Here is an 18,465-nt window from a genome sequence, read left to right on the forward strand (position 1 = left end):
GTTGGTTCAGATAGCGTCAACCAGAACCCCAGCCGGGGCGATCTTCGACCGTGGCGCATACCCTTGGCAATCGCTTCAGTGCCGCTGGCGCCTCAGCGCAAGTCCATCTTCCTCATGGGTGAAGGGCCGGGAGGCGGGGGCGGGGCATGGCTGTCGTGGACAACGCTTGTGCACGTCATCCGTGGCTTCGATCCAGAGGACCCCACGGGGCGCATCTACTTCAGCGGGTCGGGTTCGCCGAAGTGGACCGACAACACGATGGTGCTGCCGGCTCCCGCACCGAACGCCACCCGTGAGCTGGCAGTGCCTGCACCGACCAGCCCGCCTACGCTGACCATCACCACGGACGGAGCAGGCTCGGCCGAAACCCGCTACTACCTGACAACCATTGCCAACGACCTGGGGTGGGAATCGGCGCCATCGCCATTCACCAAGATCGCCTGCAACGGCGGCGCCATCATCGAGGCGTCCAGTTTCGAGGCGCCACCGGCCGGGAACTACGGCATCACGAAGCGGCGCCTCTACCGGACTGCCACCAGCCAGGAGGGTGCGTCAGACTTCCAGTTGGTCAGCGAGGCGCCGATTGGCCAGGCCACGATCGAGGACGATGCAGGAGAACTAGGCGAGGTGCTGGTCACACAGGGCGAAGGCATCCTGGGCGCCTGGGTGCCGCCGCCTGACAACCTGACCTGGCTCACTACCCTGTGGAACGGCATGGCCGCAGCCATCGTTGGCAAGTCCGTGCGGTTCTCGGTGGCCGGTGGTCGACTGTACGCCTGGCCCTTGTCCTTCGAGATCCTGCTTGGCTTCACACCGCAGGCCCTGGCCACGTGGCAGCAGAACCTGCTGGTCTTGACGACCAGCACGCCGAGCATCATCACGGGTCAGGATCCGGCCTCCATGAGCGAGCAACCCCTGGACAGCCTGCCGTTCGTCGGATCGTGCGTGTCGCCAGCATCTGCCGTGAGCCTGCCCCAGGGCGCAGCCTGGGCCACGCCCGATGGCCTGGCCTATGTGGGTACGACAGGCGCCCGCGTGCTCACCATGGGGTTGCTGACCCCGGACGACTGGCTTGCAATAAACCCGCCGAGCCTGGTGGGCTGCCAATGGCGCGGCCTGTACGTGGGCTTCTACAACGCCGGAGCGGGCTGGAAGGGATTCCTGATCGACCCGCTCAACCCGACGGGGATGTATTGGCTGGATGTCGGCTTTCCTGCGGCGTACCACGATCCCTACACCGGAGCGCTGTTCGTGCTCGATGGCGGCTCTATCAAGAAGTGGGACGCAGGCGCCGCCTTCATGACGGCCAAGTTCGTGTCCAAGGTGTTCACGACGCCCAGCACCAATTTCGGCTACTTGCGGGTCATGGGCAACGCCTGGCCCGTTACTGTGCGCCTGTTCAGCGAGGACACCGAAGCCGAGGAGGACCCCGACCGGATGGACGTGCCGATGGTGGAGCGAGCCGTGGTGGTGGTTGAGGACGGGGGGGTCGTGGGCCTGCCTGATGGCTACGAGTCGAGGCTGTGGCAGATCCACGTGGAGGCCATTAAGCCCGTGCTCACAGTGCTGCTGGGTGAGAGCCCCGAGGAAATCTCGTGAGCCAGAAGCTGCGCGACATCCCCGCGCTGCCCACGAACCTCGATCCGCAGCTCAAGGCTGTGCTGGACCAGTGGCGCGAGGCCCTCCAAAAGATCATCGGCACCCGCGGTGCTGATCGCGCTGCTCGCGTGTCCGACATGCAAGCCTGGGGCTACCTGGACGGCCGGGGGAACTCGACGGGCGGATCGGGTGGCACCGGTAGCGGCGATGGTGATGGGGGCAGCGAGTACGAGCCAGACCTGACGCCGCCTCCTGTGTCTACCACGCTTACGGTCACAGCGGCCGTGACATCGCTGCTCGTGGAGTGGGAAACCCCGATCTACCTGGCTGGCCACGGGCACGGCCAGACGAATATCTATGGAGCGCAGTGGCCTGATGGTGCCACAGAGCCGATCTTTGCCGATGCTTCGCGGATCGGCTCCGCTGGCGGGGCGCTGACGATCTATGCCCACCCCACGAACCCGAACACCAGGTGGTGCATCTGGATCCGGTGGGAGTCACGCGATGGCGTCGAGGGCCCGATCAAGGGTGGGCTCCACGGCGTGCAGGCAACCACTGGCAAGATCGGCAACGCGCAGCTCGCTGCACTGGCGGTGCAGGCAGCACAGCTTGCTGAGGGTGCTGTGGACCTGCAGTCTGGCTCTGTGAAGTCGGATGGAGCCTTCGGGGCGCTCGCCGTGGGTTACACCGTCACCCGATATCTCCTGGCCACCAGCGGCCTCATGGAGAACCTGGTGGTGGACAACGCGCAGATCGCCAACCTGAGCGTGGCCAAGCTGATCGGCGGCAGCCTGGCTGTTGGGGCCCACATTCAGTCGACGAACTATGTTGCAGGCGTCAGTGGCTGGATCGATCGCTCTGATGGCTACAGCGAGCGCAACAACACCGTGGTGCGTGGCACCGTTTTCGCCTCGGCTGGTGCCATCGGTGGCAGCTTCATCGGCTCCAACTACATCATGTCCACCAACTGGGTCAGCGGCTCGACGGGCTGGCGATGGAACAACGATGGCACGGGGTGGATCGGTGGCATTTACATGGACCTGGACCTGATCCGGTCGGTCAACTACGTCTTGAACACAGCCGGCTTCGCGCTGCGCGCCGACGGCACCGGCCAAATCGGCGGGCTCAAGATCACCACGATCAGCATCGAATCCAGTAACTTCGTGGCTGGCGTTTCAGGTATCCAAATCAAATTTGACGGCAGCGTTGAAATTTACAACCTGACGGCCCGAGGGAACATCACCGCGAAGCACCTGGACAGCGCCACCGGGACGTTCTCTGGAACGATGACCGCCACAGCGGTTAACGCCGTGAACACAGTGAACATCGCGGGAAATGCCGTGACTGTTCCTGTCGGCGTAGAGTGGTCCGGGACCGCTGCCGGGAACACAAACACCTGGGTGGCGGGGACGCCCGGAGGCGACTTCGCTGGCGGCGCCGTGATCATCATTGGAGCCATCATGCTTCGTGGGGGCGGGGGCGGTAACGCCGGCCAGGTCCGCATGAACATTTTCCGCAATGGGGCTCAGATACGGGCACTGTCGGGCGGCCCCCTCGTCCCCGTGGCGGGCCAGGGCGCACTCTGCTACGCGTTCGTGGACTACCCCGGTCCCGGGGTCCACAGCTACCAAATAGGCGGGGTCATTAATGGACAAAACTCCACGCTTACCAACGCCACCCTGGCATGCCTTGGGGCCAAACGATGACAGTTCGCGTTGCCTACTTCAGCAATGAGACGTTCATCGTCTCTCAGGTGCTGACCGGCCCGGACCTCGGGGCCTTCCCGCTGCCTGACCCCGGGAACCAATCGGCACTCCTCCTGAACGACGAGCTGGAGATGCCGCTGTACTTTGACGGTACGGAGTTCCAACCCCTGCCTGCGCAGCCCAGCGATGACCATGTTTGGGAGCCGCTGAGCCTGAGCTGGGTGACCAACATCTACGCTGCAGGCGAGGCCAGGGGCAATCTCGCCATGGCCGAGTCCGAGTATTTCTACGCTCGCGGGTTCTACTTTGAAATCGATTCGGACTGGCGCCGCGTTCGATGCGACGAGCGCAACTCCAATCGAGTGCGCGACGCAGCGCTGCTGGCTCTCCAGACAGCCCCGGGCGACCCTTACGCCGCGAACGTATATGCCGATGACTGGCCTCGGGCCGTAACACGCGAGCAGGCACTGGCGATGCAGGCGGCAATGACAGCGCACTCCAAGGCTGTCGACACCGAGATCCTGAGGATGATGAACGAGAGCAACGCCGTGTATGCCCTGGCTGAGACTGACCTCGTTGCCGGCCTAGCAGCTATGCAGGCAATCATGTGGACCTACATCCCCACGGCGCCTGATTGATGGCGCACGCGGTGGCGCCCAAATATTGCGGCGCCCCCCAGATCATCGGAGCATGAACCTGCACTTGCTCCGCGCTGCCCTGGGTCACTTTGTTGGCCAGGAGCTGACACCGACCGTGGCGGCGCGCATTGAGTTCATCGCGATGGGCGGGGAGGATCTGTGCCGCCCCCCCGAGCAGTTCGCTCCCCTCGATGTAGACGGATTCACCATACAGGTCGAGCGACTGCGGGACATTCTGGACGAGTTGCACGGCCTGCATGAACTGCACTGGCAGGAGACGGAGAAGCATCGGCATGGCCTGCCGCTGTGCCCGGATTACGGTCAGATGAAGCTTCTGGAGCGCCAGGGCCGTCTGGTGCAGTTCACGGTCCGCCGCGATGGCGTGCTGGTGGGTAACCTGCGGATGTACGTGGGCATGTCCATGCACAGCAGCACCCCCTTCGGTGAGCCTCAGCCCACGTCCGACGAGGACACGCTCTTCATTCACCCGGACCACCGCGGGAGCTGGCTGTCCATCAAGTTGCTGCGCTACGCCGAAGCCGTGCTGGTGGGCCAGCTCGGTGTGCGCGAGATCCGCGCCGACTCGAAGCTGGTGAACCGGGCTGACGTGCTGATGCGGCGTCTGGGTTATCGCGAGTTCGCCACGCGCTTTGTGAAAGTCTTCCCCCGAAAGGAGCCCAGCCATGTGCTCGGACAGCCCTGACATGAGCGGCGTAAACGCCGCAGCGCAACAGAACGCGGAGATCGGACGCGAGCAGCTTGGGCTTGCTCGCGAGCAGTACGCTGACGCCAAGTCCCGTGCCGCCGAGTACGACCCGCTGTTCAAGCAGTTGATCCAGTCGAGCCTGGACCAGCAGACTACGGCCGCCGCTCAGAGCGCTGATCAGTGGAAGACCTACCAGGATCTGTTCAAGCCTGCCGAGGAGAAGCTGGCCACCACGGCCATGAACTACGACACGCCGGAGCGTCGTGCACAAGAGGCGCAGGCTGCAGGCGCCGGGATGGCGCAGCAGTTCGACCTGAAGCGGCAGGCGCTGGATCGTGACCTCGGCCGTGCCAATGTGACAGTCGGATCTGGCAAGGGGTTGGCCTTGCTGGCAGGCAATCGCATGGATGAGGCGAAGGCCACGGCCTCTGCAGAGAACAACGCACGAAAGCAGGTCGAGCAGACCGGCATCTCGCTCGTAGACAACGCGGCGCGCTTTGGTCGCAACATGCCCAGCACCGGCATTCAGACCGCTCAGTTGGCCATGCAAGCGGGCAACCAGGCAGGAAACACTGTGGGCCAGCAGCAGTCCGCCATCAGCAGTTCGTTGGCGCCGTCACAGGGCTTTTATAGCGGTGCTACGGGCGCCACGTCCTCGGCGGGCAATCTCGCGCTGGGGGCCGCCAACACTCAACTGGCAGCGAACGCACAGTCGAACGCTGGCTGGTCAAGTCTGGCATCACTAGGTGGCACTCTGCTGGGCAGCAGCTCGAACTCGATCCTTGGCAGCATGATGGCCAGCGGTGGATTGCTGTCCAGCCAGGACTTCAAGGAGGTGGGCGGCGATGTCGATCCGGATGCGGCGCTTGACGCTGTAGTGCGCACGCCCGTGAAGGCCTGGCGTTATCTGGGCGACGACCAAGTTCGACTCGGCCCCATGGCCGAGGCCGTGGCGGAAGCCAACGGGCTGGGTAATGGCAAGACGCTGGACGTGGCCACCGAGCTTGGCACGCTGCGCGCGGCAGTGCAGGGCGTCGTGCGCAAGCTCGACGCGATCGGTGGAGGAAGCGGCGCGCCCCGCCGTCGGTTACTTGCGGAGGCCACATGAGCATTCTGGGAAGTTTGGGAGCGGCTGCCAATGGGTTTGTCGATGGGCTGGAGCGCGGCCAGCGGATGGCTCGCAACAACGCCGCGATGGCAGACGAGGAGCGCCTTCGAAAGGCCATGGACGAGGCGAACAAGGCCGGCCAGGAGAGCTTGCGTCAGTGGCAGAAGGACCAGGCCCCACAGACCGAGACACGGGCCACGCTGAGCAGCGCGGATGTGGCCGCAGCGCCAGGCTTCGGCAAAGGACTGGATCAGTCTTCTGGGCCGGTCTCCTTTGAGCAGCAGGCCCAGCCCGGCGGGCTGGCCCAGTCGCTGACATTGGGTGGTGCCCAGCCCGTGGGCGGTACCGAGACTCGCACCACGCAGCCGAAGGCCGACGAGCGTGAGGGTATCCTGCAGGCGCTGTCAGCCCGTCGCAAGGCGCTGATGGGTTCGGGCATCGACGCGAAGTACTGGATGGACGACTGGGGCAAGGAAGCCAACATGCGCGCGCAGGTGCGCACTGAGCGACTGGACCAGGCCAACCAGCGCTTCGCCATGAACTCTGATCCCTCCGAGTGGGCCAAGGCCGTCTACCCGCTCATTGATGACGGGATGGAATTTGTGTCTGCCAGCCCCACGAAGGGCGTCGATGGCAAGCAGGGCTGGCAGTTCGTGCGCCGCGACCCAGCCACGGGCGAAGAGCAGGCGACCGTCATGGACGCCGAAGGCTTCAACAAATTCCGGATGTCGGTGGCTGACCCGAAGATGGTCATGCAGTACGAAGCGCGTCAGATGCTGGAGCGCTACAAGGCCGATCAGGGCATCCGGGAATCGCAGGGAAAGCAAGAGGCTGAGCGTGAGACTAACCGACAAAAAAGTCGTCTGTCGCTAGGGGAGATTGCTGCGCGTAGCTCACAGGATCGGCAGACTAACGACCTCAAGCCAGTGGTGCTCGGAGCCGATGCCACCCTGGTCAAGCCCGACGGCAAGGGCGGTGCGTCCACCGTGGCCAAGGGGGGGGGGCGCACGCTCGGCGGGCCCGCAGCAAACCCCAGTGCGGCGAACCGGGTGCTGAATGAACGCGCGCAGGCAGCCGCAGCGATCAAGGCCAACCCTGGCGCGGCATCGGCGATCAAGGAACGCTTCAAGGCCCGCACGGGCAAGGACTTCTGATGAGCGGAGACCTGGGTGCGTATGCCGACCTCGCCGGCGAGACCGAGGACGATGATGATGGCGCCGCACCAGCACAGGCTCCTGCACCTGGCTCGGGCGGGTACGGAGCGTATGACGACCTTGTGACCGAGCAGCGCGACGCTGCTGCTCCTGCACCCGCCCCTGCACCCGGCATGCTCGAGCGCGGCCGGCGTGCCCTTGGGGCGCTCGCTGACCCCTCGCAGTGGACACAGGCAGCGGTGGCCCGTGATGCAGCTCGACCGGCTGTTCTCGGTGGGCGTGGATTCGATCCTGGCCACGGGGCCGGGCGGGGGAAGATCAACCCTCCAGTCGTGGATCCGTCGGCGCCTGCACCGAAGGTCGCCAAGCCGTACGCCTCGCGCATGGAGGCGCTGGACGATGCCGTCAACCTCCTGGAGGAAGGTGCTGATAAGGCGCAGGTGTTCGATGGGTTTCGCCGGCTGGGCATCACCCAGCAGGACATCGCCGCCCGCGGGCAGCAACGCGGCAGCGAGTACTTCCGCGCCCAGCCGGGTCTGGCGGCCCAGCCGCCGAGCGACAACGCAGTAAGCCGCAGCGGTGTGCCAGCGATGCGTGGCACCGAGCCGGGCATGGCCGAGGGGGCCGGCAATCTGGTGCGACGGGTCAAGGCTCGTGGTGGACAGATCGTCACAGGCGCCATGCTCAACACGGGCGTGTTCGACGCGGACGATGCGGCGCCGCTGATCGCTCAGGATGAGCGCAAGATCCAGGCCGCCATGCCCGGCCAGCGGATCCAGGAAGGCCTGCAGCAGATCGGTCAGTCCAAGACATTTGGCGATGCCGCTGTTGCGCTGGCCAGCAACCCAGCCGCCACGTTCACGCTGCTGGCGGAATCGGTGCTGCTCACCGCGCCGGCCTTGGCCGCCACCGGTGCCCGCCTGCCAGCTGCGGGCCTGGCTGCTGTCATGGGCGGGAATTCTGGCGCCATAGAGTTTGGCGGTGCCATGGCCGATGCGCTGGCCGACAAGGGCGTGGACATGGTCAACGCCGCCGAGGTGACTCGGGCGCTGAACGATCCGGCCACGGTCGAGCAGATCAAGGCGAACGCTACGAAGCGGGGCCTGGCTATCGGGGCAATCGACGCCCTGACGGCGGGCCTGGCCGGCAAGTTCCTGCAGCCAGCCCTGCGGCAGATCCAGGCGGGCAAGCTGTCTGGAGATGCTGCGCGCCGAGCCACCGTGGGCGCCTGGGCCAAGGAACTCGGCATGCAGGTGGCCGGAGGTGCCGGTGGCGAGGCTGTTGGCCAGGCCCTGACTGGCGACTTCAAGCCGGCCGACATCCTGCTGGAAGGTCTCGGTGAAGCTGCCACCGGCCCGCTGGAAGTGCGCAGCAACCTTGCCGAGGCCCGAGCAGCCGACCCGGCGCGCCAGATGGCAGCCGAGATCGAAGCGTCCGTGGCCCGGCCGCTGGGCCTGCCGTATCAGGCGCCCCAGGCCACGGCCTGGGACATCGCCCGCGCGAAGGGCTTCCATGTCGATCCGCCGCTCACCACGGACAAGCCGGGCGTCAGCCGCAGCAAGACAGCGGAGATGTTCCGCGACCTAGGTGCCAAGTTCGGCCTCTCGTCCAAGGCCATCGACGCCACGATCAAGGCAGCTGATGGCCGCCCGCTGGAAGACCTCGGCCCATTCCTCCGCCGCGCCGCTGCTGCCTTCCAGGCCCGGGGCATGTTCGGCTCGGAGGTTGACCCGGACGTGCTGGGCGTGTTCGATGGCCCGATGGAGCCGCCGCCTGAGCCGGTGGCAACTGCACCCGCGGCCGCGCCGGCTCCAAAGCCATCTGCCCAGCCGCCGGCGCCCGTGCCTCCCGAAACTGTCGAGCAGTCAGATAGAACCGAGGATCCTGCAACCGTTACAGGGCTGGCAGAGGACGTAGCTGCGAGCGTGCCGCAGATCCAGCAGGGCAGCTTGGCCAAGGCTGCTACCGCAGCGCTCACATCTCCGGTGGACATCGGCGCGCACCAGGCCGCCACCAGCCCGACGAACGCCCGCGCTGAACCCACCCAGGCCCAGAAGGAAGCCGGCAACTACAAGGTTGGGCGCGCTCGTGTGGCGGGCATGGACATCCGCATTGAGAACCCCCAGGGCTCCAAGCGCCGCGGCGTGGCCCCGGATGGCACCCCCTGGGAAACGGAGATGCAGTCGCACTACGGCTACTTCCCTGGTACCGAAGCCGCGGATGGCGATGCGCTCGACGTGTTCGTGAAGCCTGGCACGCCAGAGGACTGGAAGGGGCCTGTGTTCGTGGTCGACCAGATCGACCCCAAGACCGGCAAGCTGGACGAACACAAGGTGGTGATGGGCGCGCGTGACGAGGCCGAGGCCTCGGCGCTCTACCGGAGCAACTACGACGCCAACTGGCAGGGCGAGGGCGCGATCACGCGCCTGCCGCTGGCGGCGTTCAAGGCCTGGGCGAAGTCCGGGCGCCTCAAGGAGCCTCTGGGCGACCTGGCGCCCAAGCAACAGGAGATCGCACGTGGCAACGGAACTGCCCCTGATGGGCTACCTGCAGGACGCAGTACTCGGGGGAGCGCTGACGCTGGCACAGGCGTGGCTGATTCAGGATCAGGTGCTGCTCAGCAGCCAGGAGTGGGTGGTGCTGCCCGAGCCCCTGTGGCCGCTGTGCCAGACGGTGCACCTGTTCGAAATGCCGGAGGCGGAGATGGTACGGCACTGACCTCGGTGCTTGGCAAGCCCATCAAGGCCATGCCGGCCTGGCAGCTGCGCCAGTTCAGCGAGATGGAGTCCGCCCGGCCGGAGATCCGCAATGCCGCGCAGGGCGAGTTGCAGCGGCGCGAAACCGCCCGCCAAGATCGTGTGGCCGGCATGCAGACCGGGCAGTTGCTGCGTTTGTCTAAGACCACCAGCGCGGCCAGCGAGGACATGCGCCGGGCGGCTGCGACAGAGGTTAAGCGCCGGGAGACGGATGCCATGTACCGGCAGCGCGCCGGTGACCGTGGTGCGCAGGAGCAGGCAATCCTCGACCAGGCCCGCGACGAGCAGGCCACTGCCGCCGTGGCCTCAGGCCGCGCAGCCGACAGCGGCGCGCCGACTGCCATGCAGGAAGCATTCGAACGGGCGGGCGGGTCGGCCGCAGCGCCCGCGAAGCCCCGCGCCGCGCGTGTGCAGCAGGCCAATGCCCAAGATTCCACCACGCGACGGGTTGGCAGTTTCGAGGTCGAGACGCGGCCTGACGGGACGATCACTGTGCTGGGCAACTCTGGCGCGATCAAGAAGGCGCTTCCGGGCGTGCGTGGCATCTCTGGCACACGTGGGGTGACGTACGGCCGCACCGTGTCCAGCCAGGTGATCGAGTCGCTGGGCGAGCCGACTCGACAGGCCCAGGCTGCTGAGGCCAAGGCTGCGGAGGAGGATGCCGCGTGGCAGGCCCGTGACGCCCAGAAGCAGGATGAGCAGGATGCGATCGTCATCGATGCGCAGGCCCAGCAGGCCGATGAGGCTGCAGGCCTGTCCCGGGCTGCTGAGCTGGAGGCGCCCACCGCGATGGCCGAAGCCTTCTCGAAAGCGATCAAGGCGCGCGAGGACGCGGGGGATTCAGCCTTCAGCATTGCCATCGACCCGCCGACCCAAATGCCGGCCATCAGTCGAGAAGAACTCGGTGGTGTGGTCGAGAGCTTGGTCAGCCGATGGAAGGCCCTGAGCGTCAAGCAGTTCGTCATCGCAGAACACGTAGACGACTTCCCCTCTGAGGTTGTGCGGTCGGCGCGTGAGAAGGGCCTGCAGCTTGACCAGACGGAAGGGGTTCTTCATCGCAGCAAAGTCTACCTGCTGCGCCCAAACATCCGGTCGCAGGCCCAGGCAGAAGCTGTGCTGTTCCACGAGGTGCTGGGGCACCTGGGCACCTACATGCTCAACGGCGGCAAACGTGATGTGGATCTTCTGAGTAAGACCTGGCAGGAGCTGGGCGGGCTGCCTGGCGTGCGCAAGCTGACAGCCAAGCACGACATGGGCGATGGCACCTCGGTGTGGGACCGACTGCAGCCCTACATCCGGGGCAGCGAGGCCTTGCCCGACGTCCAGCGGCAAGCCCTGATCATGGACGAGATGCTGGCCTTTCTGGCCCAGCGCAACGACACCAGCGCGCTGACCCGCTTCAAGGCCTATCTGTCGGACCTGAAGGCTTCGGTGGTGGCTCTGGCCAGGGAGTGGGGGCTCACGCGCCTGGCAGACTTGGTCGAACGGTCGGCCACCGAGTGGGACGTGCTGGCCCTGCTGCGCGATGCACGTTCCTCGATCGAGACCGGTGTCACTCCGGCTGGGCAGGAGATCCGCTTTGTGCGTCGCACCGCCCAGGGCGGCACCGTGCCGGCGTTCTCGCAGCGTGCCGACGAGCCGGTAGCCGTGCCGGATGCCATCGTGGTGCACCCGCTGTCTGCGGCCACCAAGCATGCCGACTACGAGGCGGCCAAGGCTGGCGACCTCGATGCCGGCATACGGCTGGCGCGCGACCTGGTGACGCCTGACCTGGTGGCCCAGGTGCGCGCCCAGGCATCTGGTCCGGTGATCGTGCAGCCGGTCGATGCGGTGGAGGCCACCGGCCGCAACAAGATCCCACGCGGCGGAGCCGAGGTGCTGGCCGCCGAGTTGGGCGACGGCGCCACGGCCGGCCAGGACATCGTGCAATCCACCCGAGCGTTCCGCACCGCCATGGATGGCCTGGGCCGAATCTTCGCCTCGCCCGAATTCGATGGGCACGTGGTGCCGGGCGCGGCTTACGTGCTGGTCGATGACACGCTCACCCAAGGGGGCACCTTTGCATCCCTGGCCAGCCACATCCGGCAGAATGGTGGCCGTGTCGCTGCCGTCGTCGCGTTGACCGGCAAGGGCTACAGTGCCAAACTGACGCTCGACCCCACCCTCCTGAAGCAAGTCCGTGAGCTCTACTCTGAAGTCGAACCCGCCTTCCGCGCCGCAACCGGCCGGGGCTTCGACTCGCTCACCGAAAGCGAAGCCCGCTACCTCGCCCGCCACAAATCGCCTGACGCAGTCCGAGATCGAATCACTGCGGCAGGAAGCGAAGGCCGACAGCGCCCGGGCGAAGCAGATCCTGGCCAAGGCCCGGTAACCGACAGCCCGGCGTTCCGCCGGTGGTTCGGCGACAGCAAGGTTGTAGGCGTTGACGGGGCTCCGTTGGTGGTGTTCCACGGGACGTCGGCCGACATCTCCACCTTCGACGCTGCTCGTGGCGGCACACCCGGCTCGTGGTTCACCACGGACCCGCAGAGCGCCGGTGCGTTCGGCACCACTACCATGCCGGTCTACCTTTCGATCAAGAAGCCTGGCACGATGCAGGACTTCGCCTCGGCTCGCCGCGAGGCCGGTCGAAAATTCGATCCATCAGAGCAACCGCGAGAGTTCAACGCCGCAGTGCTTGAAAACCTGCGGTCTGCTGGCTTCGATGGCATCCACGCCGATAACTTCAGCGGCGCTGGCGGGAAGACCGTGTGGATGGCGACCGGTCCAGAGCAGATCAAAAGTGCCACGGGGAACCGAGGCACCTTCGACCCTGAAGACCCAGACATCGCTTTCAGCGTGAAGGCCGGTTTCGCGCTGCCTGAGTTTGGCCGCACGGGCAAGGTGATCGAGGCCATCCAGAATCGCTACAACCGCTGGAAGCAGGCCGTAGACGCTGTCCGCCAGCAGGGCGGCACCGTCACCGATGCCAACGACTTCTACCAGGCCGAGGAGCGCTACTGGGGGATCGTCGGCGCCCAGCTCGACGACTTCAAGGGCGAGGTGCAGGACTTCGTCAAGGCCGTGAAGAAGGACGGTCTGGAGCTGTCGGACGTGGCCCTTTATGCCTACGCGCAGCACGCGCCCGAGCGCAACGCCCAAATCGCCAAGATCAATCCGAAGTTCGAGGACGGCGGCTCGGGCATGACGAACGATCAGGCCCAGGCCATCCTGGACGATGCCGCCCAGTCTGGTCTACGGCCTGCGCTGGAGAAGCATGCAGCGACCTTGCGCACGTGGACGGCAGCCACCCGCAAAGCGCTGCTGGACGCGGGGCTGATCAGCCAGGCCGAGTTCAACCAGTGGACGGACGCCTACAAGAACTATGTGCCGCTGCGGGGCTACATCAACGACGACGGCAGCCGGCGCGGCACAGGTGGTGGCTTCGACATCCGGGGGAAGGAGTCCATCCGGGCCATGGGCCGCAAGTCGCTGGCCGGCAACATCGTGGAGCACATCCTGCAGGATCGGGCCCGCGTACACATCCGTGCTGGCAAGAATGACGTGCTGCGTCGCTTTGGGCAGTTCGTGCTTGACAACCCGGACCCCAGTCTCTGGGAGATCAATGCGGTGGAGCGCCGCCGGGGCATCCATCGCACGCCGAGCGGTGAAGAGGTGGTGGAGCACGAAGCGATCAACAAGGCGCCCGAAAACACGGTGGCCTTGAAGGACGCAGGCGAGACCATCTACATCACGGTCAAGGATCAAGCGCTGCTCACGCAGCTCAAGAACCTGCAGGACGAGGCCAGCCTGCCGTTCGTGATCGGCGGGCTCCAGTGGGCAAACCGTCTGCTCTCGCGCATGTACACCTCGCTGAACCCGGTATTCACGGTGCTCAACGGCGCGCGTGACGTGACAGCCGGCGCCATCAACATGGTGGGCGTGGCCGGGTATTCAGGCGCTGGCAAGCTGTTGGGCAACCTTCCCAACGCCTACCGTGAGGCGTTCATGGCCGAGGTCCGTGGTAAGCCCTCCAAGGCTTACGACGAGTACCGGAGCACTGGTGGCAAGACTGGCTTCATGGACTTCAAGGACATTGAAGGGTACGCCCAGGAGTTGGCACAGGTCGCGGCCGAGTCGGAGAAATGGCGTACGGCGGTGGCCACGCCAGGTGGCTGGGCCAAAACGAAGGCCGTCTGGCGCCGATCGCGCGGATCCGTGCGCCGGGTGCTGGACGCGATCGAGAGCTACAACGGCGCGGTGGAGAACGCCACGCGCTTCGCAGCGTTCAAAGCGGCCCGGGAGTCGGGCAAGTCCGTGGCGCAGGCCTCCAGCATCGCCAAGAACATCACGGTGAACTTCAACCGCAGGGGCTCCATGGGGCCGGTGCTGAGCGCCTGGTTCCTGTTCTTTAATCCGGCCATCCAGGGCAGCACCCGGATGGTCGAGGCCATGCGCAGCAAGGAAGTGCTCGCCACCATCGGCACAGGGATGGCGGGGGTCTTCGGCCTGGCCCTGGCCAACGCGATGGTCGGCGGGGATGACGAGGGCGATGGCATGGCCTACTGGGACAAGGTGCCGCCCGAGGTGAAGGAGCGCAACCTGGTGATCATGCTGCCGCCTGGGGTGGACCGTGGCGAGACGGTGCCCGGCACCGAGCATGGCCGCTACATCAAGATCCCGTTGCCCTATGGCTTCAACGCGTTCGCAGCCATGGCCACGACCTCGGCCGACATGCTGCGCAACACATCCGACCCGGTGCGTGGTGTCTCCCCTGGGAAGGGTGCCCTGCGGATCCTGAAGGCCTTCGTGGGCGCGTGGGTGCCGGTCAGTGACGTGGCGCCGTCCTTCGACAACCCGAAGGCCTCCGCCATGATCGCGGTGCCGGATGCGCTCGATCCCGTGATGGAAGCCGTGCTCAATGTGAACTCGTTCGGTGGGCAGCTCTACCCAGAGGGCATGGGGCAGGACAAGCTGCCCGACTCGGAGAAAGTCTGGGGCGCCCAGAAGGGCACCTGGAAGCACAGCGTGGCGCGCTGGCTCAACGAAAAGACCGGGGGCAGCCTCTACCACGAGGGGGCCATCTCGGTCACGCCGGCCGCCATCGAGAACGTGGCGCGCGGTTACGGCGGCGGCGTGACAACATTCCTGTCCAGCCTAGCCGACACCCTCGTCACGCAGGGCGTGAACCGGGACAGCTTCGAGTGGTGGCGCGCTCCCTTCGTGCGCCAGCTGTACGGTGAAGTCGACACGCAGCAGGCCCAGGCTCTGGCCTATGACCGGCTGTCACAGATCGAGCAGGTGGCAGAACCCCTCAAGCGGGCGGAGAAGGCAGGGGATGAGCGGGCGGCCAAGGCCATCCGCGATGCAGCCGGGCCACTGGCCGATCTGGGCAAGACCGCCCAGACAGCCCGCCAGCGCCTGACCAAGATCCGCAAGGAAGAGATCCGCGTGATCGAGGACGATGACATGAGCAGCGCCGCCAAGAACGCCAGCCTGCGTGGTTGGGAGCGCGAGCGACGGGATGTGTACGACGGGGTGAACCGCGCGGTGAACCAGACGCTGGAGGCGGATCAGGCTCCGTGACGGATCTGGGCCCAGATGAAGCCCAGCCAGAGAGTCCACCAGGCCAGCATCACGACGGCCGACAGGGCGATCCACAGCCATGCCAGTTCCTTGGGCGCTCGCTCGAGCAGCCAGGAGATGGGGAATGCAGGGGCGCCCATCACCACCAGCAGGCAAGCCCCACCGGCCACCACCAGGGTGGGCGCCAGCATCCAGCCCCCGAGGCTGATGAGCGATGGGACATCGGCCACGCGGCCGATGATCACCAGCAGCACGCCCACGGCGCCGGCCTTCAAACACCAGATGAATGCTCTATGCCAGTCGATGGGCTGGGGTGTAGGCGACATGGCTGCCAGTATGCCGGGCTTCTGAGTCAGGGCCTTCTGGGCAAATGCCCGGACGTTTTGAAGCCTACAAATTGGCGTCTCGTGGGCTTTGATTTTGTTGCGCAAGGACCACTGGATAAGAGACACCTCTCTTATCGGCTCTCATATCGTGTTGCGAGCGCACAAAGAAAAAAGGCCTTGCGTTTCTGCAAGGCCTTGTTTTCATTAGCTTATTTTGGCTCCCCGACCTGGGCTCGAACCAGGGACCTACGGATTAACAGTCCGGCGCTCTACCGACTGAGCTATCGGGGATCAGGGTTGTTTGCTAGCTGCTTCGGTGTGTTGCAGCGATCAACCGAGAACGAAACTATAGCATGGTTTTCGCAGGCCACGCAAGGTGGGCCCTGATTGGCACCACCTGTGTGCCGTGTGCGACAACACGGTTTAGAAGTCCACCTGCAATGATCCTGTCACGGTGCGCTCGGCCAGCGGGAACAGGTAGATGTGGCCGGTGAGCGTGGGCGCTTCGCGCCAGGCGCGCTTGTCGAACAGGTTGGCCACGCCCAGGCGCCAGGTCAGGTTGCTGCCGTCCACGCGCTGCTGGGCTTTCAGGCCCACGTCCACTCGGGTCCATGAGGGCAGGCGCACGGTGTTGTCCGGGTCCACCCAGCGGCGGCCTTCGTGCACCAGATCGGCCTGTGCCGTGATCGGCAGGGGTGCGGCCCAGCGGTAGCTGCCAGACAGCTTGAGCGTGTGTTCGGGCACGTTCACAGGGCGCTTACCATCGAGGCCGCTTTGCGTGTCGCGGCGCTTGGCGTCGATCACCATGGCGCTGCCGGTGAAGCCCCATGCGCCGAGCTGCGTCTGCACGAAGCCCTCGGCCCCCTGGTGCAGCGAGTGGCCATCGAACACATAGTCAGTACCGCCGCCGACGTTGCTGACAGGGCCGGCCTCAGGGCGCTCGATGCGGAACAGGTTGGCGCCCCATTGCAGATGATCGCGCTGGGCCTTGATGCCCATCTCGATCTGGCGGCTCTTGTGCACGGGCAAGGCTTGCGGCGCGTTGGCGTAGGGCACCGAAGGCGTGCTCATGGCGGTGCGGGCTTCGAAGCCTTCACCCCAGCTGGCGTAGAGCTGTGTGCGGGGCGCCAGCGTGTAGCCCACGGCCAGCCAGGGCGTGGTGACCTGCTGATCCAGCGAGGCTGGATCGGCGATGCCTGGTTCCGTGAGTGCCACGCGGCGCTTGAGCCAGGTATGGCGCAGGCCTGCCCAGGCGCTCCATTGTTCCGAGAAGGTGATCGAGTCGCTGATGCTGAGCTCTGTGCTGCGCTCGTGGCGATCGGTGTTGGCGAAGTCGGGCTTTGCGGTCGCTGGGTAGGCGCCGTAGCTGCCATTGATGTTGCCTTCGCCGGCATAGGTGAAGGCCGCCGTGTTGAGGTCGGTGGTGTGGATGCTGCGAAGCAGTCCGATGCGCAGCGCGTGCTTGATCGTGCCGGTGCTCAGTTCGCCCGAGAGTTGGGCGTTCAGTGCGCGTGTAGTGCGACGCTCGCCTTCGGAGCGGTAGTCGTACAGATCGAAGGTGCTGTCGCCACAGTAGCGGTCATACACACCGAATAAGCCGTCCTTGCTGCATCCAGAGGGAAACGCAGCCCGGTCATCAGATCGCAGATGCTGCTCACCATAGGTCAGCACCGATTGCCAGTTCGTGCCCCAATCCTGCTTCCAGCGCAGGGTGCCGGTGTTGCCGGCCATCTGCACGGGCAAGGCCCAGGGCTGGTTGTTGAGGTTGCGCGAAGGATCGAAGCTGCTGGCCGAGGGCAAGGCGCTGCCCAGCAGGCTGGCGCCCGGCACGCTGGGCTGGCGGTACAGGCTGTGCTCGATCTCGGCCTCGATGACGCTGCCCGGCGCGATGACCCAGTCCGCGGCCAGGGCCAGCAGGCGGCGGTGCCCCTTGGTGTTGTCGATGTTCGGATCGAGTCTTTCGGCGGCTGCATTGACGCGCAGGCCGAAGCGCTGGTCGGTGCCGAAGCGATCACCGATGTCGACAGCGGCCATCACGCTGCTGCCGCCGGTGAAGCCGATCTCTGCCGTGCGCACACGGCCTTCAGGGCGCTTGACGATCAGGTTCACCAAGCCACCCGGGGCGCTCACGCCGGCCTGGATGCCGCTGGTGCCCTTGAGCAGTTCCACGGCGGCCTTGTTGTCCAGGGCGATGCGTGTCTCTGCGTTGATCGGCAGGCCTTCGCGGCGGTAGTTGTAGGCGTTGTCCAGCGTGAAGCCGCGCATGCTGAGGTAATCCCAGTAGCCGGTGGTGTTGTAGGCATCGCTGACGCTGGCGTCGAGCTTGACCAGATCGGCCAGGCGCTGCACCTGCTGGTCCTTGAGCACATCCTGCGTGAGGCGCACGGCCTGCACAGGGGCATTCCAGGCGGGTGTGTCAGCCAGGCCGCTGATGCCGGCCCGTGCTTCGCGCGCGGCGGGGGCCACCACGGTCACCGTGGGCAGCGTGGTGGCGGCATCGTCCGTGGCCTTGGCTTGGGCCGCTGCTTGGGTCTGTGCCATGGCCTGGGCCGACATCAGCCCGATCAGCAGCGAGGCGGCCCAGGCAGGCGCGCTCAGGCGCTGCGCGGGGCAGGACGACAGGGAAGGCGTGCACGACACGGTGGTGCACGAACGAAGGCGGCGCGTAGGGGCCATGAGGCAACAACTCCAGCACAGGATGCAGGTGGTGAGGCCTCATCGCCCGGGGATGCGGGCGTGCCGTGCGGCCCACGAGTGCGCGCGTGGCCCATGGCGGGCGGCGGTGTCGTGGCGTGCGGATGACCGTGCTTCCCTACGCGAGGATGACCTCGTTCAGGTTCGAAGGGACTCTCTCAGCCACGCAATCACCCTGGGGCAAGGGCGCGGCACCCCTAGCAAACGTTGTGT

9 protein-coding genes, 1 tRNA gene and 1 riboswitch are annotated in these 18,465 nt (G+C 65.9%); of the genes, 7 read left to right on the plus strand and 3 right to left on the minus strand.

Annotated features, from left to right (window positions below):
• The first annotated feature begins 63 nt into the window (after window positions 1-63).
• The 7 genes from WAQ08_RS16195 to WAQ08_RS16225 are packed head-to-tail and all read left to right on the plus strand — an operon-like array spanning window position 64 to window position 15,232.
• Window positions 64-1,599: a hypothetical protein gene (locus WAQ08_RS16195; RefSeq protein ID WP_422192920.1), complete on the plus strand. Its 1,536-nt coding sequence runs from the start codon at window positions 64-66 to the stop codon at window positions 1,597-1,599.
• A complete protein-coding gene (locus tag WAQ08_RS16200; RefSeq protein ID WP_422192921.1) occupies window positions 1,596-3,305 on the plus strand; it encodes a hypothetical protein in 1,710 nt (569 codons plus the stop codon). The genes WAQ08_RS16195 and WAQ08_RS16200 overlap by 4 nt, the downstream gene beginning before the upstream one ends.
• Window positions 3,302-3,943, plus strand: a complete 642-nt coding sequence (locus WAQ08_RS16205) for a hypothetical protein (protein WP_422192923.1) — start codon at window positions 3,302-3,304, stop codon at window positions 3,941-3,943. The genes WAQ08_RS16200 and WAQ08_RS16205 overlap by 4 nt, the downstream gene beginning before the upstream one ends.
• Window positions 3,944-3,995: 52 nt before the next feature.
• Window positions 3,996-4,646 (plus strand): GNAT family N-acetyltransferase, encoded by a 651-nt coding sequence (locus WAQ08_RS16210; protein ID WP_422192924.1) that lies wholly within the window; start codon window positions 3,996-3,998, stop codon window positions 4,644-4,646.
• Window positions 4,627-5,757, plus strand: a complete 1,131-nt coding sequence (locus WAQ08_RS16215; protein ID WP_422192926.1) for a hypothetical protein — start codon at window positions 4,627-4,629, stop codon at window positions 5,755-5,757. Before WAQ08_RS16210 ends, WAQ08_RS16215 begins: the two co-directional genes overlap by 20 nt.
• Window positions 5,754-6,911 carry a hypothetical protein gene (locus tag WAQ08_RS16220; protein ID WP_422192928.1) on the plus strand — a complete coding sequence of 386 codons (1,158 nt, stop codon included), beginning with the start codon at window positions 5,754-5,756 and terminating at the stop codon, window positions 6,909-6,911. The genes WAQ08_RS16215 and WAQ08_RS16220 overlap by 4 nt, the downstream gene beginning before the upstream one ends.
• Window positions 6,911-15,232 (plus strand): LPD38 domain-containing protein, encoded by an 8,322-nt coding sequence (locus WAQ08_RS16225; RefSeq protein WP_422192929.1) that lies wholly within the window; start codon window positions 6,911-6,913, stop codon window positions 15,230-15,232. Before WAQ08_RS16220 ends, WAQ08_RS16225 begins: the two co-directional genes overlap by 1 nt.
• On the opposite strand, the gene WAQ08_RS16230 is transcribed toward WAQ08_RS16225, so the two are convergent.
• From WAQ08_RS16230 to WAQ08_RS16240, 3 genes are all read right to left on the minus strand, one after another.
• Entirely contained in the window at window positions 15,220-15,558 is a 339-nt protein-coding gene (locus tag WAQ08_RS16230) for a hypothetical protein (RefSeq protein WP_422192931.1), read from the minus strand. The genes WAQ08_RS16225 and WAQ08_RS16230 overlap by 13 nt on opposite strands.
• Before the next feature lie 215 nt (window positions 15,559-15,773).
• Window positions 15,774-15,849 (minus strand) — tRNA-Asn (locus tag WAQ08_RS16235).
• 132 nt (window positions 15,850-15,981) lie between these two features.
• Window positions 15,982-18,234, minus strand: coding sequence for a TonB-dependent siderophore receptor (locus WAQ08_RS16240; RefSeq protein ID WP_422192933.1), 2,253 nt, complete (start codon window positions 18,232-18,234; stop codon window positions 15,982-15,984).
• A gap of 116 nt (window positions 18,235-18,350) precedes the next feature.
• A riboswitch (TPP riboswitch) is annotated at window positions 18,351-18,461 on the minus strand.
• Between the last annotated feature and the right edge of the window lie 4 nt (window positions 18,462-18,465).

It is taken from the genome of Aquabacterium sp., assembly GCF_049274795.1.
GTDB lineage: Bacteria > Pseudomonadota > Gammaproteobacteria > Burkholderiales > Burkholderiaceae_C > Aquabacterium.

Coding starts and splice junctions, on each gene's coding strand:
- WAQ08_RS16240 (WP_422192933.1), bottom strand. CDS start 18,234: ATGGCCCCTACGCGCCGCCTTCGTTCGTGCACCACCGTGTCGTGCACG.
- WAQ08_RS16230 (WP_422192931.1), bottom strand. CDS start 15,558: ATGTCGCCTACACCCCAGCCCATCGACTGGCATAGAGCATTCATCTGG.
- WAQ08_RS16220 (WP_422192928.1), top strand. CDS start 5,754: ATGAGCATTCTGGGAAGTTTGGGAGCGGCTGCCAATGGGTTTGTCGAT.
- WAQ08_RS16210 (WP_422192924.1), top strand. CDS start 3,996: ATGAACCTGCACTTGCTCCGCGCTGCCCTGGGTCACTTTGTTGGCCAG.
- WAQ08_RS16225 (WP_422192929.1), top strand. CDS start 6,911: ATGAGCGGAGACCTGGGTGCGTATGCCGACCTCGCCGGCGAGACCGAG.
- WAQ08_RS16205 (WP_422192923.1), top strand. CDS start 3,302: ATGACAGTTCGCGTTGCCTACTTCAGCAATGAGACGTTCATCGTCTCT.
- WAQ08_RS16215 (WP_422192926.1), top strand. CDS start 4,627: ATGTGCTCGGACAGCCCTGACATGAGCGGCGTAAACGCCGCAGCGCAA.